General features: G+C 63.0%; 20 protein-coding genes. 18 read left to right on the forward strand and 2 right to left on the reverse strand.

Annotated elements, in window-relative coordinates:
* Positions 1-14 precede the first annotated feature (14 nt).
* The 7 genes from ASF70_RS01745 to ASF70_RS01775 are packed head-to-tail and all read left to right on the forward strand — an operon-like array spanning position 15 to position 8,259.
* Positions 15-443 carry a DUF1636 family protein gene (locus ASF70_RS01745; protein ID WP_062576925.1) on the forward strand — a complete coding sequence of 143 codons (429 nt, stop codon included), beginning with the start codon at positions 15-17 and terminating at the stop codon, positions 441-443.
* On the forward strand, positions 440-1,477 hold the full coding sequence (gene cobW / locus ASF70_RS01750; protein ID WP_062576927.1) for a cobalamin biosynthesis protein CobW: 1,038 nt from the start codon (positions 440-442) through the stop codon (positions 1,475-1,477). The genes ASF70_RS01745 and cobW overlap by 4 nt, the downstream gene beginning before the upstream one ends.
* A gap of 21 nt (positions 1,478-1,498) precedes the next feature.
* Positions 1,499-4,801, forward strand: a complete 3,303-nt coding sequence (gene cobN / locus ASF70_RS01755) for a cobaltochelatase subunit CobN (protein WP_062576929.1) — start codon at positions 1,499-1,501, stop codon at positions 4,799-4,801.
* A complete protein-coding gene (cobG, locus tag ASF70_RS01760) occupies positions 4,798-6,105 on the forward strand; it encodes a precorrin-3B synthase (protein WP_062576931.1) in 1,308 nt (435 codons plus the stop codon). Before cobN ends, cobG begins: the two co-directional genes overlap by 4 nt.
* A gap of 2 nt (positions 6,106-6,107) precedes the next feature.
* Positions 6,108-6,737 carry a precorrin-8X methylmutase gene (locus ASF70_RS01765; protein ID WP_062576932.1) on the forward strand — a complete coding sequence of 210 codons (630 nt, stop codon included), beginning with the start codon at positions 6,108-6,110 and terminating at the stop codon, positions 6,735-6,737.
* Positions 6,734-7,498 carry a precorrin-2 C(20)-methyltransferase gene (locus ASF70_RS01770; protein WP_062576934.1) on the forward strand — a complete coding sequence of 255 codons (765 nt, stop codon included), beginning with the start codon at positions 6,734-6,736 and terminating at the stop codon, positions 7,496-7,498. The genes ASF70_RS01765 and ASF70_RS01770 overlap by 4 nt, the downstream gene beginning before the upstream one ends.
* A complete protein-coding gene (locus ASF70_RS01775; protein WP_062576935.1) occupies positions 7,495-8,259 on the forward strand; it encodes a precorrin-3B C(17)-methyltransferase in 765 nt (254 codons plus the stop codon). Before ASF70_RS01770 ends, ASF70_RS01775 begins: the two co-directional genes overlap by 4 nt.
* On the opposite strand, the gene ASF70_RS01780 is transcribed toward ASF70_RS01775, so the two are convergent.
* On the reverse strand, positions 8,223-8,990 hold the full coding sequence (locus ASF70_RS01780) for a cobalt-precorrin-6A reductase (RefSeq protein ID WP_062576937.1): 768 nt from the start codon (positions 8,988-8,990) through the stop codon (positions 8,223-8,225). The two genes, ASF70_RS01775 and ASF70_RS01780, sit on opposite strands and share 37 nt — an antisense overlap.
* 19 nt (positions 8,991-9,009) lie before the next feature.
* Between ASF70_RS01780 and cbiE the strand changes: the two genes are divergently transcribed.
* The 3 genes from cbiE to cobM are packed head-to-tail and all read left to right on the forward strand — an operon-like array spanning position 9,010 to position 11,410.
* Entirely contained in the window at positions 9,010-10,242 is a 1,233-nt protein-coding gene (gene cbiE, locus ASF70_RS01785) for a precorrin-6y C5,15-methyltransferase (decarboxylating) subunit CbiE (protein ID WP_244473921.1), read from the forward strand.
* A complete protein-coding gene (locus ASF70_RS01790) occupies positions 10,239-10,625 on the forward strand; it encodes a cobalamin biosynthesis protein (RefSeq protein WP_062463559.1) in 387 nt (128 codons plus the stop codon). Before cbiE ends, ASF70_RS01790 begins: the two co-directional genes overlap by 4 nt.
* Positions 10,622-11,410 (forward strand): precorrin-4 C(11)-methyltransferase, encoded by a 789-nt coding sequence (gene cobM, locus ASF70_RS01795; RefSeq protein ID WP_062576941.1) that lies wholly within the window; start codon positions 10,622-10,624, stop codon positions 11,408-11,410. The genes ASF70_RS01790 and cobM overlap by 4 nt, the downstream gene beginning before the upstream one ends.
* Here the strand turns inward: cobM and ASF70_RS01800 are convergent.
* A complete protein-coding gene (locus tag ASF70_RS01800) occupies positions 11,380-12,495 on the reverse strand; it encodes a cobalt-precorrin-5B (C(1))-methyltransferase (RefSeq protein ID WP_062577173.1) in 1,116 nt (371 codons plus the stop codon). The genes cobM and ASF70_RS01800 overlap by 31 nt on opposite strands.
* A 62-nt stretch (positions 12,496-12,557) precedes the next feature.
* Between ASF70_RS01800 and cobA the strand changes: the two genes are divergently transcribed.
* The 8 genes from cobA to msrA all read left to right on the forward strand — a co-directional run bounded on the left by cobA (position 12,558) and on the right by msrA (position 22,982).
* Complete coding sequence (cobA, locus tag ASF70_RS01805; protein ID WP_062576943.1) at positions 12,558-13,343, forward strand: uroporphyrinogen-III C-methyltransferase; 786 nt, start codon at positions 12,558-12,560, stop codon at positions 13,341-13,343.
* On the forward strand, positions 13,340-14,653 hold the full coding sequence (locus ASF70_RS01810) for a cobyrinate a,c-diamide synthase (protein WP_062576945.1): 1,314 nt from the start codon (positions 13,340-13,342) through the stop codon (positions 14,651-14,653). The genes cobA and ASF70_RS01810 overlap by 4 nt, the downstream gene beginning before the upstream one ends.
* 356 nt (positions 14,654-15,009) lie before the next feature.
* Entirely contained in the window at positions 15,010-16,599 is a 1,590-nt protein-coding gene (locus ASF70_RS01815) for an ABC transporter substrate-binding protein (RefSeq protein ID WP_062576947.1), read from the forward strand.
* A gap of 94 nt (positions 16,600-16,693) precedes the next feature.
* Positions 16,694-17,701: an ABC transporter permease gene (locus ASF70_RS01820; RefSeq protein ID WP_062576949.1), complete on the forward strand. Its 1,008-nt coding sequence runs from the start codon at positions 16,694-16,696 to the stop codon at positions 17,699-17,701.
* Positions 17,698-18,525: an ABC transporter permease gene (locus ASF70_RS01825; RefSeq protein WP_062463545.1), complete on the forward strand. Its 828-nt coding sequence runs from the start codon at positions 17,698-17,700 to the stop codon at positions 18,523-18,525. Before ASF70_RS01820 ends, ASF70_RS01825 begins: the two co-directional genes overlap by 4 nt.
* Positions 18,518-20,161 carry an ABC transporter ATP-binding protein gene (locus tag ASF70_RS01830; RefSeq protein ID WP_062576951.1) on the forward strand — a complete coding sequence of 548 codons (1,644 nt, stop codon included), beginning with the start codon at positions 18,518-18,520 and terminating at the stop codon, positions 20,159-20,161. The genes ASF70_RS01825 and ASF70_RS01830 overlap by 8 nt, the downstream gene beginning before the upstream one ends.
* A 20-nt stretch (positions 20,162-20,181) precedes the next feature.
* A complete protein-coding gene (locus tag ASF70_RS01835) occupies positions 20,182-22,188 on the forward strand; it encodes a CocE/NonD family hydrolase (RefSeq protein ID WP_200943488.1) in 2,007 nt (668 codons plus the stop codon).
* A gap of 92 nt (positions 22,189-22,280) precedes the next feature.
* The gene (msrA, locus tag ASF70_RS01840; protein ID WP_062576953.1) at positions 22,281-22,982 is read left to right on the forward strand and encodes a peptide-methionine (S)-S-oxide reductase MsrA; all 702 of its coding nucleotides are present in this window, start codon (positions 22,281-22,283) and stop codon (positions 22,980-22,982) included.

Genomic DNA, 22,982 nt, shown 5'->3' on the forward strand with positions numbered 1-22,982 from the left:
GGTAGTGCGACACGATGGTGATTGACGAACGAAAAGACGAGCGCGATGCGTCCGCAGACGGCCTTGCCGGCGAGCCGGATGTGACGATTTTCGTCTGCACCAATTGTCGCGAGGCATCCGACAGCGAAGCGCGCCCGGGCATCGGCCTGATGGCAGCACTTCGCGAGGCAGCTGCCGGCAAGCCGCTTTCGGTTAAACCCGTGACCTGTCTCGCCAACTGCGAGAAAAGCCCAAGTGCTGCCTTCAGACATCGCTCCGGCTGGTCCTATGTCTTTGGTCATCTGTCGCTCGACAATGTCGAGGACATCGTGACCGGCGCGATGATGCTGGCTGATGACGAGCGCGGTTTACTTCCCCTTCGCGGCCGCCCCATGTGCCTTCGCGGCAAGGGCATGACGGCCCGCATTCCCCCATTCCAGCACCACGAGGACCTGCCTTCATGAGCGTTTCATTCGACCGCGTTCCCTGCACCGTGATCACCGGGTTTCTCGGTGCCGGCAAGACAACGCTGATCCGTCACCTGATCGAAAACCTCAAGGGCAAGCGGCTCGCGATCATCGTCAACGAGTTCGGCGATGTCGGCATCGATGGCGACGTGTTGAAGAGCTGCGGCATCGAAAGCTGCCCTGATGACAACATTATCGAACTTGCCAACGGCTGCATCTGCTGCACCGTCGCCGACGACTTCGTTCCGGCGATCGACCAGATCCTGGCCCGCGAGCCCCGCGTCGATCAAATCCTGATCGAAACCTCGGGCCTTGCCCTGCCGAAGCCGCTCGTCCAGGCCTTCCAGTGGCCGGATGTGAAGGCCCGCGTCACCGTCGATGCCGTCATTGCCGTGGTGGATGGTCTGGCGCTCGCCCAAGGCCGCGTTGCCGACGATCACGAGGCACTGGAAGCGCAGCGCAGCCAGGATAGCTCGATCGACCACGACGACCCGGTCGAGGAAGTGTTCGAAGACCAGATCGCCTGCGCCGACATGATCGTACTGACCAAGACGGACCTTCTCGACCAGGCTTCGCTTGCCGCCGCTAAGGGCCGCGTCCAGGCGCATCTGCCGCGCGCGGTCAAGATCGTGCCGGCCGCAAACGGCGCCGTCGATCCGAGCGTGCTGATCGGTCTCGGTCTTGCCGTCGAGGACGATATCGAAAACCGCAAGACGCATCACGATGACCAGCTGGATCACGATCACGACGATTTCGACAGTTTCGTCATAGATATTCCAGCCGTTGCCGATGCGGACGAACTCGCTGCCCGCATTTCCGCCACGGCGGAAGCGGAAAACGTGCTGCGCATCAAGGGTTTTGTCGACGTTGCCAACAAGCCGATGCGCCTTCAGGTGCAGGCGGTCGGTTCACGCGTGAACCACTATTTCGACCGCGCCTGGGGTGCAGGCGAGACCCGACAGAGCCGCCTCGTCGTGATCGGCGAAAAGGGCATGGACCGTGCGGCGATCGAAAAGATGCTGGCGGCATAAGAGGTCTGTAGAAGGAAAAGGATGCATATTCTCGCCACCACTTCGTCGTCGCTTGACGACCTGATCGAGCCGGTCGACCTCAACCAGTCGCCGGCAGATGTGGTGGTGCTGTCTTTTTCCGGCAGCGACTTGAACGGCATTGCAGCGGGTTGGAGCGATGGCAAGGCGAGCCTCTGCCTCACCAATATTTCCGACCTGCGCCATCCGATGTCCGTCGACCTGTGGCTCGAAAAGACCGCTGCCCATGCGCGCTTCATCCTCGTGCGCATTCTAGGCGGCTATGATCGCTGGGCCTATGGCGCCGATCAGCTGTCGCGGCTGGCGAAGCGCAAGAAGATCCCGCTCGCGATGCTGCCGGGGGAATGCAGCATCAGCGACGACCGCCTGGCCGCTGCCTCGACCGTGCCCGATGCGATGCTGATGGACGTTCTCGCCTTCTTCCGCGAAGGCGGCCCGGACAATATGCAGCTTCTGGGGCGCCGCCTGGATGCGCTCGCAAGCGGGGACACGCAAAGCCTGCCGACCGCGACGCCGATGCCGAAGCGCGGCTTCTACAAGCCCGGCCACGGCATCTCGACCGCCGATGAGCTTACTGCTGGTTTCCCGCCCGATGCGCAGCGGCTGCCGATTCTGTTCTATCGCTCCACCTTGCTTGCCAATGATGCAGCACCGATCGACGCGATGTACGAGGCGCTGGCCGCCCGCGGGTTCGCACCGATGCCGATGTTTGTCGGCGGCTTGAAAGATGCCGACACCATCGGCTTTGTCGAACAAGCGATCGCAGAGCTCGATCCGGCGGCCATTCTCACCACGACAGCCTTTGCAAGTGCGACCGACGCCAACGGCGAGACGATTTTCGACCGCTCAGGGATTCCCGTCTTCCAGCTGGTGACTGCAACGACACGGCGCGACGGATGGGTGGAAGGCCGCCGCGGCCTCAACCCTTCCGATCTCGCCATGCATGTCGTGCTGCCGGAACTGGACGGCCGCATTCTTGCCGGCGCGATCTCGTTCAAGGCCGGCGACAAGACGGCCGATCTCATCAACCAGCCCGAACCGGACCGTATCGAACACGTCGCAGACCGGATCGCCGCCTTCCTGGCGATGAAGACCGTGTCCCGGGCCGAGCGAAAGCTCGTGATCCTGATGCCGGATTATCCGAGTGCGCCGGGCCGCACCGGTTATGCCGTCGGTCTCGATGTGCCGCAAAGCGTTCTGACGATCCTCAGCACGCTATTGACAGCCGGCTATTCTATTTCGGATATCCCGCAAACCCCGCGCGCGCTACTGGATCTCCTTGCCGCCAGGACGGCGCAATATCCGCTGGCAACCTACAGCCCTTCAGCTGGCATTGATTCCGCCTGGGGCGAACCCGCGATGGACGCGGATCTGGAAGACGGCGCCTACCGTTTCCGTGCCGCGCAATTTGGGAACGTCACGGTGGCGCTTGCCCCGGAACGTGGTCGCGATGCCGACCGGCGCACTGACTATCACAGCCCCGACCTGCCGCCGCGCCACGCCCTGAATGCCTTCGGTCAATGGATGCGTGATGGCGTTGGCGCCCATGCGATCGTTCATGTCGGCGCCCATGGCACGCTGGAATGGCTGCCGGGAAAGACAGTGGCGCTGTCGAAAGACTGCTTTCCGGAGCTTGTGACCGGCGGCCTGCCGGTCATCTATCCCTTCATCGTCTCCAATCCCGGCGAGGCGGCGGTTGCCAAGCGGCGCATTTCCGCAGTCACCATCGGTCACCTGCCGCCGGTTCTGGCCGGTGCAGGCCTTTCGGTTGAGCAGACGAAACTCGAGCTGCTGGTTGACGAATACGCGCAGGCCGACGGGCTGGACCGGCGCCGACGCGACCGGCTGGCGAAACTGATCGTCGAGACCGCGAGCGACTGCGGATTGGCATCCGAGGCCGGGATCACAGGGGATGACGACCCCGATACCGCGCTCAGCCGAATCGACGCGTTTCTCTGCGACCTCAAGGACTTCGCCATCAAGGACGGCCAGCACGTGTTCGGCGAAATCGCCGCCGGCGATGACGATCCGCTGCGCATCGCCAGTGCCGGCACCGAAATGCAGGCACTGCTCGATGCTCTCGATGGCCAGCATATCCGCCCCGGACCATCGGGCGCGCCGGCACGTGGCCGCCGGGACGTGATGCCAACCGGCCGCAATCTCTACGCCAGCGATCCGCGCACCCTGCCGACCCCGACCGCGTTCGAACTCGGCAAGCGTGCCGCCGACGAGATATTGCGCCGATACCTGCAGGACCATGGCGACTGGCCGAAAAGCCTCGTCTTCGACCTCTGGGGCAGCGCTTCGCTTCGAAGCGGCGGCGAGGAAGTGGCGCAGGTTCTGGCCTTGATGGGTGCCAGACCCGTGCAGGACGCAGCGACCGGCCGTGTCACCGGCATCGAGGTTCTGGCGCCGGCCACGCTTGGACGCCCGCGCATCGACGTGAGCCTTCGGATTTCAGGCCTGTTCCGCGACATGTTTCCGGCACTGATCGCGCTTCTTGATGCCGCCATGCGGGCGATTGCCGCGCGCGAGGAAGCACCGGGCGACAATCCGCTGGCAGAGGATGCGCAGACGCTCGGCCATGTGCCCCCGCGCATCTTCGGCTCGGCCCCCGGTACCTACGGTTCCGGCATCGAGGAAAAGCTTGCCGACGGCAGCTGGGGCGAACGCGAGGAACTCGGCCGTCTCTATCTCGACGCCACCAGCCACGCATTCGGCGGTGCCGATGGCGATGGCGTCCACGTTCCCGGCGGGTTCGCCGAGCGGATCGGCAGCGCCGACCTGCTTGTCCATACCGGCGACGATCCCGGCCGCGATCTTCTCGACGGGTCCGCCGACGTTGCCTTCATCGGCGGCTTTTCAGCAGCTGTGGCGGCACTTGGCGGCAAGGCGGATGTGATCGCGCTCGATACGACCGATCCGCAAAAGCCGAAAGCACGCTCCATTTCCGAGGCCGTGACCCGCGTCGTGCGCGCGCGCGCCGTCAACCCGCGCTTCATCGCCGGCCAGATGCGCCACGGTCCCCGCGGTGCAGCCGAACTGGTCGAAACCGTCGACCGGCTGATCGGCTTTGCCGAGACCACCCACGCAGTTCCGCAATCGCTGATCGACGCGACCTATGACGCCTATCTGGGTGACGAGAAAGTCCGCGACTTCCTGCTGTCGCAGAACCCCGAAGGCGCTCGCTACATGGGCCTGCGGTTCCGCGCGGCACTCGATCGCGGCCTCTGGCACCCGCGCCGCAATGCGGTGGATGCCGAGTTGGAAATGCTGGCAGACGACTGCGAAAGGCTGGTCGCATGAAGGCATTTGCACGCGACCGAGCCGATCCGGATCTGAGACGCGGCGCCTGCCCTGCCCTGTCTGCGCCGATGATGACCGGCGACGGCCTGCTTGCGCGCGTGCCGCTGACCGCTGCAATTGCGCCGGAACAACTGGCCGATCTCTGCCGTCTGGCAATGCGTCACGGCAACGGCATGATCGACATTTCAGCCCGCGGTAACCTGCAGATCCGGGGCCTGAGCGAAGCCTCTGCGCCACAGCTCGAGGCCGAGGTGCGATCGCTGGACCTGCCGCTGCGCGATGGCCTTGCCGTCGAAGTGCCGCCGCTTGCCGGTGAGGACGCCACCGAGATCGCCGATCCGCGCCCGCTGGCAGACGCAATCAGAGACCGCGCCCGCGACATCCAAGGCCTTGCGCCAAAGACATCTGTCATCGTCGATGGTACGGGTCGCCTGACACTGTCCGGGCTGATCGCTGATATAAGGCTGGTCGCCGTGGAGGCGGATAGCGAAATCCTCTGGAAGATCCTGCTCGGCGGCACCGAAGCTTCCGGGCGTGTTTTCAACGTTTTACGTGAAACAGAGGCCATCGAGGCGACCGTCTCTCTTCTCGAAAAGCTCGCTTCGCTTGGAAGCGATGCCCGCGGTCGTGACCTCGCTTCAGGTCTACCTGCCAACGATTTTACTGCCGCAACCATCTCCCCTTTCACGCTGCATGCCCTTTCAAACGGCACGTTCGCGACCGGCCTAGGCCCGGCATTCGGCCAGACCCATGCCGGAAACATGATTGCCCTCTGCACGGAAGCCACACGCCTGGACATCCGCACCGTCAAACCGGCGCTCGATCATTCGCTCCTGTTCTTCGGCAGCGAGACCGCGTGCCGCACATTGACGGCATTTGCCGCAGACACCGGTTTCGTGACGTCGGCTGCCGATCCGCGCGGTCATATCGCTGCCTGCACCGGACGCCCGGCCTGCCGTTCCGGCACCATTGCCACCCACGAGATCGCCACGCGCGCTGCCACAGAATGCGCCGATCTGCTGGACGGCTCGTTCAAGCTGCATGTGAGCGGCTGCCCTAAGGGCTGCGCCCATCCGCAAGCAACGGCACTGACGCTGTGCGGTATGCCGGATCACGTTTCGCTGCTTGCCTCGGCGAAAGCGAGCGGCCAACCCTTTGCTTCCATCGCGTTTGCCGATACCAACGCCACGCTTCGCCGCCTTGCCGCTCTCGTTCGATCGGAACGGCGCTCGGGGGAAAATTCCGCTGCCTGCCTTGCCCGGATCGGTCCGGACCGGCTTTGCCAGGCGGCCATACCAGGATGACCATGACCAGTTACGACTATATCCACGAAGGCGATGCGATCTATCTGAAGTCCTTTGCGATCATACGCGAGGAAGCCGACCTTTCCGCATTTTCGGAAGAGCAGGCGGATGTCGCAGTCCGCATGATCCACGCCTGCGGCCTGGTCGAGGCGGCCGAACATTTCCGCTTCTCCGACGACTTCGTTTCTGCAGCCCGCAATGCGCTGCTGGCCGGCAAGCCGATCTATTGCGACGCATTCATGGTGGCACAGGGGGTAACCCGGGCAAGGCTTCCGGCCGACAACGAGGTGATCTGCACGTTGCGCGACAGCCGCACGATTGAACTCGCCAAAACGATCGGCAACACGAGATCGGCAGCGGCACTGGATCTGTGGGACGCGATGGAAGGTTCGGTGGTCGCCATCGGCAATGCGCCGACGGCCCTGTTTCACCTGCTGGAACTGCTGGATGCCGGTGCACCACGCCCCGCCGCGATCATCGGCATGCCGGTCGGCTTCGTCGGTGCAGCCGAATCCAAGGAAGCCCTGATGGAATCGACGCATGGCATTCCCTATGCCGTGGTGCGCGGCCGCATGGGCGGCTCGGCCATGACGGCGGCCGCCGTCAACGCGCTGGCGAGGACAGGCCTTTGAACCCCAAAAGTATAAAGGGTAGACTGATCGGCGTCGGCACCGGGCCCGGTGATCCGGAACTGATGACGCTGAAGGCCGTGCGTGCCATCAATGAAGCGGATGTGCTGGCGTTCTTCTGCAAGAAGGGATCCTCCGGTAACGGCCGCACCATTGTCGACGCGCATATCCGGCCGGGCACGATCGAGCTGCCGCTGGTCTATCCGGTCACGGTCGAGACCCACAAGGACGAGGCGGACTACAAGACACCGATCAACGATTTCTTCGATCGTTCGGCCGAGGACGTCGCAGCTTATCTCGATGCCGGAAAGACCGTTGCCGTTCTGAGCGAAGGAGACCCGCTGTTTTACGGGTCCTACATGCATCTGCATGTCCGGCTGAAGGATCGCTACGAGGTGGACGTGATTGCCGGCGTCACCGCAATGTCCGGCTGCTGGTCGATGACGGGCCTGCCACTGGTGCAGGGAGACGATATCCTGAGCGTGCTTCCCGGCACGCTGTCTGAAGAAAAACTAATCGAGCGTCTCTCCGATACCGATGGCGCCGTGATCATGAAGGTCGGGCGCAACCTGCCGAAGATCCGCCGGGCGCTGGCCGCAGTCGGCAAGCTTTCAGGCGCGCTCTATGTCGAACGCGGCACCATGGCCAACGGCGCCTCGGAGCGGCTGGAAACGCGTGACGAAAGCCCGGCGCCCTATTTCTCCCTCGTGCTCGTTCCCGGATGGACCAATCGTCCAGGCCCCGATCATGGAGCGGCAGAATGACGGGCTCGCTGACGGTCGTCGGCCTTGGGCCCGGCAATCCGGACCAGATCACCCCGGAAGCGCTTTCGGCGGTTGCGTCGGCGACCGATTTCTTCGGCTACTTCCCCTATATCGACAGGCTGAACCTGCGACCGGACCAACGCCGCCATGCCTCCGACAATCGCGAGGAACTGGCACGCGCCAAGGCGGCAATCGACATGGCAGCGAGAGGCGGCAAGGTCTGCGTCGTCTCGGGTGGAGATCCCGGCGTCTTCGCGATGGCGGCAGCCGTCTGTGAAGCGATCGACGAGGGTCCTGCAGAATGGCGCGATATCGATCTGTCCATCGTACCGGGGGTCACCGCCATGCTAGCGGTTGCCGCCAAGGCGGGTGCGCCTCTCGGCCATGATTTCTGCGCCATTTCGCTGTCGAACAACCTGAAACCCTGGGCCATCATCGAAAAGCGTCTCGTCGCCGCGGCAACGGCCGGCTTCGTCATGGCCTTCTACAATCCAATCAGCAAGGCGCGGCCGCATCAGCTGGACGAAGCCTTCGATATCCTGCGCGCCAACCTGCCGGGCACGTTGCCGGTCATCTTCGGTCGCGCCGCCGGCAGACCTGATGAGGCGATCCGGATCGTGCCTTTGGCAGACGCGAAGGGCGACATGGCCGACATGGCGACCTGCGTCATCGTCGGCACGGCCGAGACCAAGCTGATCGAAAGAACCGGCAACCGGCCGATCGTCTATTCGCCGCGGTTCCTGCGGGAGAGCGCCCAGTGACGGACCCGGTCGACCAGCGCATCCACGCTTGTGGCAGACGGCACATCCGGCAACTCGGGCCGGTCGATCAGGATGACGTCTATGCCAAGCCGCCGTGCGGCGCTGATCTTGGCCACGCTGGCGCGACCGCCGCTGTTCTTCGAGACGATCAGGTCGATGCCGTGCTCCTCGAGCAGCCGGATCTCGTCACCCTCGGAAAACGGCCCACGGGCAGTGATATAGGTCACATCCGGCAGGTCCAGCGGCGGATCGACCGGATCGACGCTGCGCACCAGGTATCGATGCTGTTTTCTCACTTCGAAAGGCAGAAGTTCCTGCCGGCCGAGCGTCAGGAAAACCTTGCGCGGGGCGATATCAAGCGCGGCAACCGCGGCCTCGATACTGCCGACCTCCTGCCACCGATCGCCGTCCTGACGCAACCAGGCGGGCCGTCGCAAAGCCAGGATCTCTACACCCGAGGACGCCGCGGCCTCGGCCGCATTGCGGGAAATCTGCGCCGCGAACGGATGCGTCGCGTCGATCAGCAGATCCACGCCCTTCTCACGGATGAAGGCATCGAGGCCGACAGCACCGCCGAACCCGCCGATCCGCACGGGCACTGGCTGTTCCGCCGGCGCCTTGGTGCGGCCTGCAAGCGAAACAAGGATCTGGTATTCCGGGTCGGTTGCCAACCGGCCGGCCAAGGCCTTCGCCTCGGTCGTCCCGCCCAGAATGAGGATGGAGTAAGTCAAGTTGCCTCCTGAATCAGAAGTGAGAGCTTTAAACCAAAGCCGCTGGCTGTCCATCGTCGGCATCGGCGAGGATGGCGTGAAGGGTCTCGGCGGCAATGCCCGCGACGCGATCGCCGCCGCCGCATTTGTGTTCGGCGGAAAGCGGCATCTGGAGCTCGCCTCATCCCTCATCACAGGCGAATCACGGCCATGGTCGACGCCCTTCGATCCAGCGATGCGCGATGTCGTCGCTCTGCGTGGAAAGAGGGTCTGCGTACTCGCCTCCGGCGATCCCTTCTGCTTCGGCGTGGGTGCAACCCTGTCACGCCATGTGCCGGCCGACGAATTCGTCTCCTATCCGTCCTCGTCCGCATTTTCGCTCGCAGCGTCCCGTCTCGGCTGGCCGCTGCAGGAGATCGAGACGGTCTCGCTTCATGGTCGTCCGCTGGATCTCATCCGCCCGCTCCTGCATCCAGGCCGGCGCGTGATCGCGCTGACATCGGATGAACGGGGGCCTGCGGAACTGGCGGCGCTCCTGACGGAGAGCGGCTTCGGGAAATCGCAGCTGACTGTGCTCGAAGCGCTTGGCGGCCAAGCGGAGCGCATTCGCAAGGTGCAGGCGGACGAATTTGCATTGCAGGATATCCATGTGCTGAACGTTGTCGCGATCGACGTTGCTGCAAATGTACCGGCTCGCGTGCTGCCTCATGGCTTCGGCCTTGATGATGCCCTGTTCGAGCATGACGGTCAGATCACCAAACGGGAGATCCGCGCCTTGACGCTATCGGCTCTTTCGCCCCGGCGCGGCGAACTGCTCTGGGATATCGGCGCCGGATCCGGCTCGATCGGCATCGAATGGATGCTGGCCGATCCGTCGATGAAGGCGATTGCCATAGAAGCGCATCCCGAGCGAGCCGCCCGCATCAAGCGCAATGCCGCACGCTTCGGCGTGCCGGGCCTCGTCGTCGTCGAGGGCGAAGCACCGTCGGCGCTCAATGGCCTCCCCCCACCGGATGCGATCTTTATCGGCGGCGGCGGCAGCGAACCTGGTGTCTTCGAGACGGCCGCTGCAGCGCTGAAATCCGGCGGCAGGCTCGTTGCCAACGCCGTGACGCTGGAGATGGAAGCGGTGCTGCTGACCGCAAAAGCCACGCTCGGCGGAAGCCTCATCCGCATGGATGTCTCGCGCGCCTCGCCCGTCGGGGCGATGCAGGGCTGGAAACCCGCCATGCCGGTCACGCAGTGGACTTGGACAAAAGGAACAGAACCATGATCGTCGCCGGTTTGGGTTGCCGCAAGGGCACCACGCGCGCAGACCTTTTGTCCGCGCTCGATGCGGCCTGCACTGAGGCCGGTATCATCAGGGGATCTATTGGGGCACTCGCCACCGGAGAGATCAAGCGGCAGGAACCGGGCATTCTGCAGCTGGCCGAAACGCTGGGAATTCCCCTCCACATCGTCAGCGACCAAGCCTTGCTGGACGCCGAGCCACGGACCAAGACCGTTTCCCGCCACAGCTTGGCCCAGACGCCGTCATCCAGCCTGTCCGAGGGTGCGGCGCTCGCGGCTGCGGGAGAATGGTCCGAAATCATCGTGCCCCGGCTGATATCCCAGGGCGCCACCTGCGCCTTGGCGCAAACGAAAGACTATCCATGACCGTCCACTTCATCGGCGCCGGCCCCGGTGCCGCGGATCTCATCACCGTCCGTGGCCGCGATATCCTCAGCCGCTCGCCCGTCTGCCTCTATGCAGGCTCGATCATGCCGAAGGAACTGCTGGACTATTGCCCGGCCGATGCACGGATAATCGATACCGGCTCCCTGTCGCTTGACGATATCGAGGCCGAATATGTTGCCGCTCACCAGGCCGGCAAGGATATAGCCCGCCTGCATTCAGGCGATCTTTCGGTCTGGAGCGCCGTGGCCGAACAGATCCGCCGGCTGGAGAAGCACGGCATCGATTACACGCTGACCCCTGGCGTTCCATCGTTTGCCGCCGCCGCCGCTGCGTTGCGGCGGGAGCTGACAATTCCGGAGGTCGCGCAAAGCCTCATCCTCACACGCGTATCCGGTCGCGCCTCGAAAATGCCTGAGGGAGAAACGCTGAAAGCCTTTGGCGCGACAGGTGCAACGCTTGCTATCCATCTCGCTATCCATGCACTCGACAGGATCGTCGAGGAACTGACACCGCTTTACGGCCCCGAATGCCCGGTCGCGATCGTCGTGCGCGCCTCCTGGCCGGAAGAGCGCATCATCACCGGTACTCTTGCCGATATCGTCGCCAAGCTCGCCGCAGAGCCGGCAGAACGCACCGCGCTGATCTTCGTCGGCAAAGGGCTGGGAGCGACGGATTTCGTCGAAAGCCAGCTATACAATGCAGACTATGTAAGGCGCTTCCGCCCCGGCTGGGATCAGCTCTCCGGCGCCAAGGACCCGGAATGATCGGACGGCGTGAATTCCGTTCGTCCGGCAAGCTGCCCGTGCCGGTCGAAGACCAGGATCTCCAGCGCGATCTTAGGGTCGCCGAGCGACTTTGCGGCGGTCTTCCAGGCAAGTGCTGCAATGCGGTCACCGAGCTTCAGACCACGCGCGCCGGCCATCTCGAACGCCTGCGCGACGGTGTTTGCAGCGATGATCCGCGCAACGAGATCGGCATCGGCGCCGGCGTCTTCCGCAACCTTGGCAAGCGCTTCGAGATCGGCGAGCCCGCGCTTGGAATGCACGTCGAGCATGCCTTGGGCGAGCTTGGTCATCTTGGCGACGCCGCCGGCAACCGTCACCTTCGGCACCGGATGGCTGCGGATATATTTCAGCATGCCGCCGACGAAATCGCCCATGTCGATCAGCGCGACGTCGGAAAGGTCATGATAGGCCTGCGCCGCCTTTTCGGACGTATTGCCGGTGGCACCGGAAATGTGATCGAGGCCGGCCGCGCGGGCCACGTCGATTCCGCGCCAGATGGAATGGATCCAGGCCGAGCACGAATACGGAATGACGATCCCGGTCGTGCCGAGGATCGATATACCGCCGACGATGCCGAGCCGGCCGTTGAGCGTTTTCTCGGCGATTTTTTCGCCGTCGGGCACCGAAATCTCCACCTCGAAATCGGCGCCCTCGCCGGCAACCTCTGTTATCGCCTGCGCAATCATCTGCCGTGGCACCGGGTTGATCGAGGGTTCGCCGGGTGGCAGCGGCAGACCGGGCCGCGTCACCGTACCGACGCCGGGTCCGGCCTTGAAGGTGATGCCGCTTGCGGGCGCGCCGCGCCGCACCGTGCTCATGATCAACGCGCCATGGGTGACATCTGGGTCGTCACCGGCATCCTTGATGATGCCGGCCTTCGCGAACCCCTCGCCCACCTCTTCGATGGCCAGCGCAAAACCCGGCCGCTGACCGCCGGGCAGGGTCACCTCCACCATCGCCGGAAATTCGCCTGTCATCAGCGCCAGACAGGCAGCCTTCGTGGCGGCCGCAGCGCAGGTTCCCGTGGTCCAGCCACGTCGCAGGGTCTTGCTGTCAATATCGATGCCGGCTTCCATGGCCGTTTCTATAGCCCGGCCTTCACCGGCCGGCAAAAGGTTTGCACTCCATGCCCATGAATGAGTTGATCGAAACCATCGTCGAAGCACCGGAATTTGCGCCCGGCCATGTCTGGCTGGCCGGCTCCGGCCCCGGTCATCCGCGCTATCTGACGCTGGAAGTCGCCGATGCGCTGCAAAGGGCCGACGTGATCGTGCATGACGCGCTGGTCTCCGACGCCGTGCTGGCATTGGCGAAAACACGCGACATGATCTTCGTCGGCAAGCGCGGCGGCAAACCTTCGGTCGCGCAGGACGACATCACCGCGAGGCTGATGGAACTCGCGAGAACAGGCAAACGCGTGTTGCGTCTGAAGGGCGGAGACCCGTTTATCTTCGGCCGGGGCGGCGAAGAGGCCGAAGCGTTGGTGAAAGCCGATATCCCCTTCCGGATTCTTCCCGGCATGACCTCTGCCCTTGCCGCACTCGCCTGCGCCAATATTCCGGCCACGATGCGCGGCATCAGCCGCTCGATCACGCTCGCAACCGGACATGCCGCCGGCACGCCTGGCGATCTCGACTGGAAAGCTTTGGCGAAGACGGGCGAGCCCATCGTCGTCTATATGGGTGTGAGCACGATCGGCACGATCGCGCGGCTGCTGATGGAGGGCGGATTGGCAGGCGATACGCCCGTCGCGGTTCTGATGGCGGCAACCACACCCTTGGAGCGCTCGATGATTGCGACGCTTGCGACCGTTGAAGCAGAAGTGCAGCGCCAGGATTTCCAGGCGCCGGCGCTGATCGTGATCGGCCGGATCGTCGATATGCAGGCGGTCCTTTCGGGACCTGCACCATGACGGCCCGCGCCCTGATCATCGGTGCACCGCGGTCGGGCTCCGGCAAGACCAGCGTCACCATCGGCCTTTTGCGTGCCTTCCAGCGGCGGGGCATCAAGGTGCGCGGCATCAAGACCGGGCCTGATTATATCGATCCCGGTTTCCACGAAGCGGCAACCCGCCTGCCCGGGCTCAATCTCGACAGCTGGGCCATGGCCCCCGATCTTCTTCGGCATCTCGCCCGCGGCCAGGCAGAGGATGCGGACCTGATCCTGATCGAAAGCGCCATGGGTCTTTTCGACGGCATTCTGGGCGAACCCGGTCGCTCGGGCGCAGCGTCCGATCTCGCGCGCCTGTTCGGCCTGCCGGTTCTGCTGGTGCTCGACGTGTCGGGACAGAGCCAGACGGCGGCGGCCGTCGCCTGCGGTTTCATGCATTATGATCCGACCGTGAAAATGGCGGCCTGCGTGCTCAACCGTGCCGGAAGCGAGCGTCACAGGAAACTCTCCGGCGACGCGATCTCCGCGATCGGGCTTACCGTTGTCGGCACGATTTTGCGCGATCCGACCCTGACCCTGCCCGAACGCCATCTGGGCCTCGTGCAGGCAAGCGAACATCCGCAGATGGACGCCCATATCGACCGGCTGGCCGATGCGATGGAACAGTCGCTGGATCTCGACGCGATTTTCGAGGCAGCACGTCCATTCGATATCCCGTCCGGTACGACCGAAAAGGCATTACCGCCACCCGGCCAGCGGATAGCACTTGCCGAAGATGCCGCCTTTACCTTTCTCTACCCGCATATCAAGCGGGAATGGCAGTCGATGGGGGCCGAGATCGTCCGCTTCTCGCCGCTTGCCGATGAAGCGCCTCCGGCCGACTGCGACGTCTGCTGGCTGCCGGGCGGTTATCCCGAACTGCATGCGGGACGGCTTGCAGCGGCTGACAGGTTCAAGAAGGGGTTGAAGGCATTCTCGCAGACCAAGCCGGTTCACGGCGAATGCGGTGGCTACATGGTGCTTGGCGAACGGCTGGAGGATGCCGACGGCGCAAGCCACGCCATGACCGGCCTGCTTTCCCATTCCACGAGCTTTTCCAAGCGCAAGATGAACCTTGGCTACCGCCAGGCGCGTCTTCTGAGAGAAAGTGCCATTGGTAAAATAGGCGACGTGGTGCGGGGCCACGAATTCCATTATGCTCGGGTGATCGATGCCGGAACCGACCAACCTCTCGCTATGATTGCAGATGGTCGAGGCGACGAAATAGGTCCGTCGGGCGGTTTCCGGGGAAGGGTGACCGGCACGTTTTTCCATGCGATAGCGCGCGATTAGCAGGATTTGCATCCCTTTCGAAAGGCGCCTAATTTTCGCAACCCATGGGGGGTTGCTAAATGTGTCGCATCGAAGGCACTTAATGTCGTAGCGAAGGCTCACCCACGCGGCAACGCGACCGTAATCTCCATCACGCCTCAACGGGCCTTCGATCGCTAAGCAGACTATTTCCCGAGGCATAGAGCTCGCACGGTAAGAGCCGGGGACTGCATCAGAAAGGAAGTTATGTCGGCCGCAACCGAACCATTTCCCACGATCGACGGAATAATGCGCAAACCGCTGTGGAAGAGGAAACCCGGCGAGACAGCGCAGACTACGAACGCAGAAAACTGCATCGAATAAAAGGGAACAGGGAAATGAACGACATTACGAAATACCTTGCCGGCCGGGTCACCACCGGTGGCATGAACCGCCGCGAATTCATGGGCCGCGCCATGGCAGCGGGCGTGACGCTGGCTGCAGCAAGCCAGCTCTACGCAACCAGCGCCTCCGCACAGGCCCCCAAGAAGGGCGGCAACCTGAAGCTCGGCCTCGAGGGCGGTGCCGCGACCGACAGCATCGATCCCGCCAAGGCGACCTCGCAGGTGATGTTCACCGCGGTCCGCACCTGGGGCGACACGCTGGTCGAAACCCATCCGGAAACCCGCGCACCGGTTCCATCGCTTGCCGAATCATGGTCGCCATCGCCGGACGCCAAGACCTGGACCTTCAAGATCCGCAAGGGCGTGCAGTTCCACGACGGCAAGGAGATGACCACCGACGACGTCGTCGCGACCCTGAAGCGCCATAGCGATAGCAAGACCGAATCCGGTGCAGCCGGCGTTCTGAAATCCATCAAGTCGATCGAAAACAAGAGCGGCGATCTGGTCGTGACGCTCGACAGCGGCAACGCCGACCTTCCCGCGATCTTCACCGACTACCATCTCGTCATCCAGCCGAACGGCGGTGTCGACGCGCCGAATGCCGGCATCGGCACCGGTGCCTACAAGGTCAAGAGCTTCGAGCCCGGCGTTCGCATGACCTTCGAGAAGAACACCAGCGACTGGCGTTCCGACCGCGGTTATGTCGAAACGGTCGAAATCATCACCATGAACGACGCAACCGCCCGTATCGCGGCCTTGTCGTCCGGCCAGGTGCAGTTCATCAACCGCGTCGATCCAAAGACCGTGCCGCTTCTGACGCGCGCCCCGACGGTGCAGCTTCTGACCACGTCCGGTGGCGGCCACTACGTTTTCATCATGCATTGCGACAAGGCGCCATTCGACAACAACGATCTGCGCATGGCCCTGAAACTGTCCATCGACCGCGAGGAAATGGTCAAGCGCATCCTCGGTGGCTACGGCAAGGTCGGCAACGACTTCCCGATCAACGACACCTATGCGCTCTTCCCCGAGGGCATCGAGCAACGCTCCTACGATCCGGACAAGGCGAAGTTCCACTTCAAGAAGTCAGGCCATAGCGGCTCGGTGCTTCTGCGCACGTCGGAAGTTGCCTTCCCGGGCGCTGTCGATGCGTCGGTTCTCTTCCAGCAGAGCGCGAAAAAGGCCGGTATCGATATCGAGATCAAGCGCGAGCCGGGTGACGGCTACTGGTCGAACGTCTGGAACGTACAGCCATTCTCGGCCTCGTACTGGGGCAGCCGCGCCACGCAGGACCAGTTCTATTCCGGCGCCTATCTGTCTTCCGCTGACTGGAACGACACCCGCTTCAAGAACGAAAAGTTCGACAAGCTGCTGATCACCGCGCGCGGCGAGCTGGATGAAGCCAAACGCCGTGAAATGTACCGCGACATGGCGGTGCTGGTGCGCGATGAAGGCGGCACGATCCTGCCGATGTTCAACGACTTCGTGAATGCGGCGTCGAAGAAGCTTCAGGGTTACGTCAAGGACATCGGCAACGACATGTCGAACGGCTATGTCGCGACCCGCGTATGGCTCGACGCCTGATACCCGACAGGGGCTGTAGAGCTCCGCCGATGAATATGGACCGCAGGAAAACCTGCGGTCTGAACCCTTCATTTCGGATACGGGATCGCGCCACATGTCCAATTCCACAGAGGCTGGCGGCTCGCCGGCCCGCAGCTTGAGAGAGCGCTTTCCGCTGCTGAGCATTATCGCCCAGCGCATGGTGCTTTCGCTGATCCTGCTTCTGGCAGTGTCGGCCCTGATTTTCGGCGGCGTCGAAGCGCTGCCCGGCGATTTCGCCTCCACCTATCTCGGCCAGTCGGCGACACCGGAAGCTGTTGCCAACATCACCGCCGAACTCGGCCTCGACCGGCCCCTTGTCACCCGCTATTTCGACTGGCTGGGCGGCGTCCTGCAGGGTGATTTCGGCACATCCTGGGCAAGCCGCAATTCTGTCTCCGAACAGGTCGGCAACCGGTTGGGCAATTCGCTTTTCCTCGCTGCCTTTGCGGCCGTCATCGCCGTGCCGCTGGCAATCTGTCTCGGCATGCTCTCGGTGCATTTCCGGGATCGTATTCCCGACAAGATCATCAACGTGATCTCGCTTGCGGCCATCTCGCTTCCGGAATTCTTCGTCGGCTACCTGCTGATCCTCTATTTCGCCGTCAATTTCGGCATCGCCACCTTTCCGGCCACCGTTTATCAGGGCATGGGCTTTCTGGAGCGCCTCCAGACGATCGCCCTGCCGACCGCGACACTCGTTCTCGTCGTGCTCGCCCATATGATGCGCATGACGCGGGCGGCGATCCTCTCCGTCATGTCGTCGGCCTATATGGAAACCGCAGAGCTCAAGGGCCTGTCCGGCTGGCGCGCGATCGTCAAGCATGCGGCGCCCAATGCGCTCGCCCCAATCATCAATGTCGTCGCCTTGAACCTCGCCTACCTCGTCGTTGGCGTCGTGGTGGTCGAGGTCGTGTTCGTCTATCCCGGCATGGGTCAGTACATGGTCGATGCGGTGACCGTGCGCGACATGCCGGTCGTCCAGGCCTGCGGCCTCATCTTTGCAGCCGTCTACATCCTCCTCAACATGGTGGCAGACATTCTTGCGATCATCGCCAACCCCCGTCTGAGGCATCCACGATGAGATTGAGAGAAATCCCCATCACCGCCTGGGTCGGCCTGTTCGGCATTGCGCTCGCACTGTTCTGCGCCCTGTTCGCGCCCTGGATTTCCCCTTACGGCGAGACCGAAGTCGTCGGCAATGTCTGGCAGGAGGCCGATGCGCAATTCTTCTTCGGCCTCGACAATCTCGGCCGCGATATCCTCTCGCGACTGATCTTCGGTGCGCGCACGACGCTGATTGTGGCCCTTGCAGCAACCGTGATCTCCTTTTCGCTCGGGATCATCCTGAGCTTTACCGCTGCGGTTTCAGGTGGCCTCGTCGATACGGTGTTTTCCCGCTTCAATGACCTGATGATGTCGATCCCGACGCTGATCTTTGCGCTCGTGGTGCTGGCCGTGCTGCCGCAACACCTGATCGTGCTGATCCTGGTGATGGCGATCCTCGATTCCACCCGCGTGTATCGCCTTGGCCGGGCCGTGGCGCTGGATGTGGCCGTGATGGAATTCGTGGAAGCGGCGAAGCTCCGCGGTGAAGGCAAGATCTGGATCATCTTTCGCGAAATTCTGCCCAATACGCTCTCGCCGCTGCTGGCCGAATTCGGCCTGCGTTTCGCCTTTGCGATCCTATTTCTCTCCACCCTCTCCTTCCTTGGGCTCGGCATCCAGCCGCCGACCGCCGACTGGGGCGGCATGGTGAAGGACAACAAGGACGGCATCATCTTCGGCATTCCCGCAGCCCTAGTGCCTGGAACCGCGATTGCGGCCCTCGCCGTCTGCGTCAACCTCGTGGTCGACTGGCTCCTGAAGCGAACCTCCAGCCTGAAGGGAGGCCGCGGCGATGCATGAAGCTCAATCTCATCTCCTCTCCGTCCGCAACCTCAAGATCGAGGCGACAAGCTATCCGCCCGGCGAGCCGCCAAAGCGGATCACCATCGTCGACGACGTCTCGTTCGATCTCGCCAAGGGCAAGGTTTTAGGCCTGATCGGCGAATCCGGTGCCGGCAAGTCAACGATCGGGCTCGCGGCGCTCGGCTACGGCCGCGGCGGCGCCGAAATCACCGGCGGCGAAGTGAAACTTGACGGCACCGACATCCTGCAACTGGGGAAGGGTGGCATCCGCAAGCTGCGCGGCGCCCGCGTCTGCTATGTCGCGCAATCGGCAGCTGCCGCATTCAACCCCGCCCACAAGCTCGGCGACCAGGTTATCGAGGCGACTGTCAAGCATCGCCTCATGAGCAAGGAAGATGCTCGCGAGCGCGCTCTCTACCTGTTCCAGGTTCTTGGCCTGCCAAACCCCGAAACTTTCGGCGATCGCTTTCCGCACCAGGTTTCCGGCGGCCAGTTGCAACGCGCCATGACGGCGATGGCGCTTTGCTCCAAACCCGACCTGATCGTGTTCGACGAACCGACGACCGCGCTCGACGTGACGACCCAGATCGACGTTCTCGCGGCGATCAAGCACGCGATCGAGGAAACCGATACGGCAGCGCTCTACATCACCCACGATCTGGCCGTCGTCGCGCAGATCTCCGACGACATCATGGTGCTGCGCCACGGCAAGATGGTCGAATACGGTCCCGTGCAGCAGATCATCGAGGCACCGAGACAGGATTACACCCGGGCTCTGGTCAATGTGCGCCAGGCCGCCCGCGAGGAAGCAGTTGACCAGACCGAAGCGGTTCTCAGGGTCGATCATGTCAGCGCCCAGTATTCGAACGGGTTCAAGGTGCTGCACGATGTTTCCCTGCATCTGTGCAAGGGCCAGACGCTTGCGGTCGTCGGCGAATCCGGCTCGGGCAAGTCGACGCTGGCGCGCGTCATCACCGGCCTGTTGGCGCCCAGCAGCGGCGCGATCACCTTCGAGGGCCGGCCGCTGACGCCGTTGCTGAAAAGCCGGCCGAGAGACGACCTGCGCCGCATCCAGCTGATCTACCAGATGGCCGATACGGCCATGAACCCGCGCCAGACGGTGCGCGATATCATCGGCCGGCCACTGACCTTCTATGATGGCTTGCGTGGGGCAGCCAAGACCGCCCGCGTCAAGGAACTGCTAGACCAGATCGAGATGGGCACCGGCTTTATCGATCGCTATCCGGCTGAGCTTTCCGGCGGCCAGAAGCAGCGCGTGGCAATTGCCCGCGCCCTTGCCGCAAGGCCCGAGCTCATCTTGTGCGACGAACCCACATCGGCGCTCGATCCGCTGGTGGCCGAAGGGATCCTGAAGCTGCTGATGAAGCTGCAGGAAGAACAGCAGCTGTCTTATCTGTTCATCACCCACGACATCGCCATCGTGAAGGCAATCGCCGACTCGGTCGCCGTCATGCATCGCGGCAAACTCGTCCGCTTCGGCCCGAAATCTCAGGCGCTGTCGCCTCCGTTCGACGACTATACCGACCTTCTCCTCAAATCCGTGCCCGAGATGCAGCTCGGCTGGCTGGAGAAGGTCTTGACGACACGGCGGATGGAAAGCGCGGGAAATTGAAGATCGATATTTGAGAGCGCATGACCATGACTGACCGTTCCTTCACCGTCATCGAGAACCAGTGGATCAGGCTAAAGGACGGAACCCGTCTTGCCGCCCGCATCTGGATGCCTGACAATGCAGACGCCGATCCGGTGCCGGCCGTGTTTGAGTTTCTGCCCTATCGCAAACGGGATGGAACCAGCCCGCGCGACGAATCCACCTATCCGGTGTTTGCGGCAGCAGGCATCGCCGGCGTTCGCGTCGATATTCGCGGCTCCGGGGAATCCGACGGCGTCATCGACGGTGAATATACCGAGCTGGAGCTTGCCAATGCCTGCGAGCTGATCGCCTGGATCGCAGAACAGCCCTGGTCGAACGGCAAAGTCGGCATGATGGGCATTTCCTGGGGCGGCTTCAACTGCCTGCAGGTGGCAGCGCTTCGACCACCGGCGCTCAAGGCCGTGATCTCGATCGCCTCGACCACCGACCGCTACAATGACGACATCCATTACAAGAATGGCTGCCACCTGTCGGCCCAGCTGTCTTGGGCCGCCACCATGCTCGCCTATCAGTCGCGCTCGCCCGATCCCGACATCGTCGGCGATCGCTGGCTTGAGATGTGGATGGAACGGCTGGAAAACGAGCCGTTCTTCCTGGAGGAATGGCTTTCCCACCAGCGCCGCGATGGCTTCTGGAAACAAGGCTCCATCTGCGAAGATTATGCGGCTATCGAAATTCCGGCTCTCGTCATTGCCGGCTGGGCCGACGGTTATCGCAACACTCCGCTGCTGGCCGTCGAAGGCCTGGGCGACAAGGCGAAGGCGCTGCTCGGCCCCTGGGTGCACAAATATCCGCATTTCGCCTGGCCGAAACCGCGCGCCGATTTTCATGGCGAGGCAATCGCCTTCTGGAACCGCTGGCTGCGGGGCGAGGAGAACGGCATAGAAATCCTGCCCCAGGTTCGAGCCTATATTCTCGACGGCCCGAAACCGGCGGTACGGCGCGATGTCGATCCGGGCTTCTGGGTCTCCAAGCAGCACTGGAGCGCACCGGAAAGCGAGTGCTTCTACGTCGACCAGTTCGGCTCGCTGCTGGAGGGGATGCCGATCCCGCATGCACCGGCGCACGAGATCTATCTGAAGTCACCGCTCGACACCGGAACCGCAGCCGGCGAGTGGTTTACGTTGAAGCCGGATGCCGAACTCGCCGGCGACCAGCGCATCGACGATGCCGGATCGTTGGCCTTCCAGACAGCGCCGCTTGACGAGGCCAAAACCTTTCTCGGACGCCCGAGCATCACCTTGACGCTCAGCGCCGATGCCGAGCTTGCCAATCTTTGCGCCCGGATCGTGGATGTTCATCCAGACGGGACTGCGACCCGCGTCTCCTTCGGCGTGATCAACCTTGCCCATCGCGACGGCAATGAAGATCCGCAACCGCTTATTCCCAGGCAGCCGGTCGAGATCCGCCTCGATCTTGACGTCTGCGGTTACCGGTTTGGCGAGGGTCACCGAATCCGGCTATCGCTCTCGACCGCCTACTGGCCGATGATCCTGCCGCCGCCGGTCGATCCCGGCCTGACGATCGATATCGCCTCGCTCGGTCTTGCCATGCCGATTCTCGGCGATCACGAGATGTTCGAGATGAAGCAGCCGGCAAACCCGGATCCGCTGCCGAAATATATCGAGCACGCGCCCTCCACTACCCGCCGCAGCGTCACCCGCGACCTTGCTGAAAACCAGACGCGTTACGAAGTGGCTGAAGACACAGGCCTTTTCGAACATCCGGGCACCGGCCTTTCCACACGGCAGTTGCGCGAGGAGACCTGGTCGATCGACCCGACCGATCCGCTGTCGATGACGGGCACTTCGGTCTGGACCTGCGACATGAGGCGCGACCGGTGGTCCGTCCGTACCGTCTCCACGGCAAAACTCGCCTGCACGGCAACCGACTGGCTGATCAGCGCTTCGGTCCTCGCCTATGACGGAGAGAAGAAGATCTTTGAAAAGACCTTCGAGAAGGCCATTCACCGCGATCACATGTAGGCGTCGCCCGCCGTGGCTGGCGGCCTACGCCGATGTGATTTGACGCCGGGCCGGTATCCCTGAGACAGTCCATGCGAACAGGAGGAGCTCTCATGGCAGTCTTCGCAAATCGTCTGGCGGCGGCAATGTTTTGCGCCGTCGTGATGGCGTTTCCGGCATCAGCGCTGCGTGCGCAGGAGGCGGCCGTTGCCATTCCTGCACCGACGATCGACGAAGCCGCGAAGGGCAATGTCGAGAAGGCCATCTTCGCCGGCGGCTGCTTCTGGGGCGTTCAGGGCGTCTTCCAGCATGTGAAGGGCGTGAGCAACGCCGTTTCCGGCTATTCCGGCGGCGACCAGAAAACTGCTACCTATGAGACGGTCAGCTCGGGCAGATCGGGCCATGCGGAGGCCGTCGAGATCACCTTCGATCCGAAGCAGGTAAGCTACGGCAAACTGCTGCAGATCTTCTTTTCCGTCGCCCACAATCCGACCCAGCTGAACTACCAGGGTCCTGACCGCGGCCCGCAGTACCGATCCGCGATCTTCACCACGAGCGACGAGCAGAAGAAGGTGGCCGAGGCCTATATAGCCCAGCTTGATGCGACGAAACTCTATCCAGCCGCTATCGTCACGAAAATCTCCAGGCTTTCCGCCTTTTATCCGGCCGAGAAGTATCACCAGGACTTTCTGACGCTGAACCCCAGCTATCCCTATATCGTCTATAACGACATGCCGAAGATCGATAATCTGAAGGCGATCTTCCCGACTGCCTTCCGCGCCGATCCGGTTCTGGTGTCCAAGGCTAAGAGCTAG

The organism is Rhizobium sp. Leaf321 (genome assembly GCF_001423215.1).
In the GTDB taxonomy this organism is placed as follows: domain Bacteria; phylum Pseudomonadota; class Alphaproteobacteria; order Rhizobiales; family Rhizobiaceae; genus Neorhizobium; species Neorhizobium soli.

Excerpts from the sequence above, each read along its gene's own strand:
- cobM (WP_062576941.1), top strand. The coding sequence starts at position 10,622 with ATGACCGTCCACTTCATCGGCGCCGGCCCCGGTGCCGCGGATCTCATC.
- ASF70_RS01825 (WP_062463545.1), top strand. The coding sequence starts at position 17,698 with ATGAGATTGAGAGAAATCCCCATCACCGCCTGGGTCGGCCTGTTCGGC.
- cobG (WP_062576931.1), top strand. The coding sequence starts at position 4,798 with ATGAAGGCATTTGCACGCGACCGAGCCGATCCGGATCTGAGACGCGGC.
- cobW (WP_062576927.1), top strand. The coding sequence starts at position 440 with ATGAGCGTTTCATTCGACCGCGTTCCCTGCACCGTGATCACCGGGTTT.
- ASF70_RS01835 (WP_200943488.1), top strand. The coding sequence starts at position 20,182 with ATGACCATGACTGACCGTTCCTTCACCGTCATCGAGAACCAGTGGATC.
- ASF70_RS01765 (WP_062576932.1), top strand. The coding sequence starts at position 6,108 with ATGACCAGTTACGACTATATCCACGAAGGCGATGCGATCTATCTGAAG.
- ASF70_RS01810 (WP_062576945.1), top strand. The coding sequence starts at position 13,340 with ATGACGGCCCGCGCCCTGATCATCGGTGCACCGCGGTCGGGCTCCGGC.
- ASF70_RS01745 (WP_062576925.1), top strand. The coding sequence starts at position 15 with ATGGTGATTGACGAACGAAAAGACGAGCGCGATGCGTCCGCAGACGGC.
- cobN (WP_062576929.1), top strand. The coding sequence starts at position 1,499 with ATGCATATTCTCGCCACCACTTCGTCGTCGCTTGACGACCTGATCGAG.
- ASF70_RS01790 (WP_062463559.1), top strand. The coding sequence starts at position 10,239 with ATGATCGTCGCCGGTTTGGGTTGCCGCAAGGGCACCACGCGCGCAGAC.
- msrA (WP_062576953.1), top strand. The coding sequence starts at position 22,281 with ATGGCAGTCTTCGCAAATCGTCTGGCGGCGGCAATGTTTTGCGCCGTC.
- cobA (WP_062576943.1), top strand. The coding sequence starts at position 12,558 with ATGCCCATGAATGAGTTGATCGAAACCATCGTCGAAGCACCGGAATTT.
- ASF70_RS01820 (WP_062576949.1), top strand. The coding sequence starts at position 16,694 with ATGTCCAATTCCACAGAGGCTGGCGGCTCGCCGGCCCGCAGCTTGAGA.
- ASF70_RS01775 (WP_062576935.1), top strand. The coding sequence starts at position 7,495 with ATGACGGGCTCGCTGACGGTCGTCGGCCTTGGGCCCGGCAATCCGGAC.
- ASF70_RS01830 (WP_062576951.1), top strand. The coding sequence starts at position 18,518 with ATGCATGAAGCTCAATCTCATCTCCTCTCCGTCCGCAACCTCAAGATC.
- ASF70_RS01815 (WP_062576947.1), top strand. The coding sequence starts at position 15,010 with ATGAACGACATTACGAAATACCTTGCCGGCCGGGTCACCACCGGTGGC.